Origin of the sequence: Streptococcus sp. 3613, from assembly GCF_013277375.1 — a bacterium.
In the GTDB taxonomy this organism is placed as follows: Bacteria; Bacillota; Bacilli; order Lactobacillales; family Streptococcaceae; genus Streptococcus; species Streptococcus pseudopneumoniae.
In genome coordinates, this window is record NZ_VMMV01000096.1 from 1 (window position 1) to 1,270 (window position 1,270).

Annotated in this window: 1 protein-coding gene and 1 pseudogene; one reads left to right on the plus strand and one right to left on the minus strand. The window is 33.6% G+C overall.

Going from position 1 to position 1,270, the window contains the following annotated elements:
- A partial coding sequence (locus tag HT708_RS10460) for a DUF4143 domain-containing protein (RefSeq protein WP_172926364.1) occupies positions 1 to 412 on the plus strand: 412 nt, incomplete at its 5' end.
- 462 nt (positions 413 to 874) lie between these two features.
- Here HT708_RS10460 and HT708_RS10465 read toward each other — a convergent pair.
- Positions 875 to 1,270: pseudogene (locus HT708_RS10465) on the minus strand (XRE family transcriptional regulator); the annotation flags it as partial.

Consider the following 1,270-nt stretch of genomic DNA (forward strand, 5'->3'; position numbering starts at 1 on the left):
TCCACGTTTTGATGTAAAAAGTCGAGCATTATTACAACGCTTAGAAAAATATTATCCCGTTGATTTAGGTTTACGACACCTCTTATTGCCAGACCACAAAGAAGACATTGGGCATATCTTGGAAAATATGGTGTATTTGGAATTGAGACGTAGATATTCACAAGTATATGTTGGTAATTTAGATAAATATGAGGTTGATTTTGTTGTTGTAACTGATCTTGGTCACTACGCTTATTATCAAGTCAGTGAAACAACACTTGCTCCAGAAACACTAGAAAGAGAACTTGGACCACTAGAAGCCATTAAAGATCAATTCCCAAAATATCTATTAACAATGGATACGATTCAGCCAACAGCAAATTACAATGGTATTGAGAAGAAAAATATCATAGATTGGTTACTAGAAAAATAGATAAATATAAATCATGCAGCTAACTAGATTTGCAACAGTCTGTTATCAATGATTCTACCCAAATCCTAACAAGATATAGTGAACTTCGAATACGCTATATAATACGGACACTTGAAAATAGAAATTGGGGATGTAATGGGAACTATAACTTCTGGAAGTACTATCAAAAATTAATATCATAGTCTTATTAGAGAATAGCATCACCCACTTTCTCAAATAAGATTAAATTGTAACTGAATTATAATGAAAAAGAGACTGAGCAATCAGTCTTTAAAACCCTAAAAAACGCATACTATCAGGTGTTGAATGAACTGCACCCGCATAGCGGGTGGTTTTTTTGTCTCGCACCTAACGGAGCGAGACGAACTAATAGTCACATAATCATAAGGCTGATAGTATTAATCTAACTATCAGCCTTACAGGCTATTTAATGTTTAAGTAACACTCCAATATCAAGATAAACTAAACAGCATCTAGTTCCTTCAAATAATTTTCTATCTTCATCAACATTAAAGGATTGTTATAAATCTTACATAACTCTCTTGCTTCTATATAATAATTTTTGACTTGTTCTTTGTCTAGAAATTTGGCTCCAGCATTTCCTACAAGAATAAGTAGAGGAGCCAGTTGGTAGCTTGTCTGTCTTTGTTTACAGAGTTCAATCGTCTCAAGAGCTTCTTGGATGGCTTCATTATATTTTTCCTTTGATACTAGGTAGTGAGCGTAGTTGTAACGAACTCTGATGTAGCCAAATAAAAACTCTTGATGCTCAAATTTTTTTGTCTGATATAACTCCATCAAATGAGAGTAGTTTGCCTCATATTCTTGTTCACGACCCACTAAGGAATAGAAATTAGA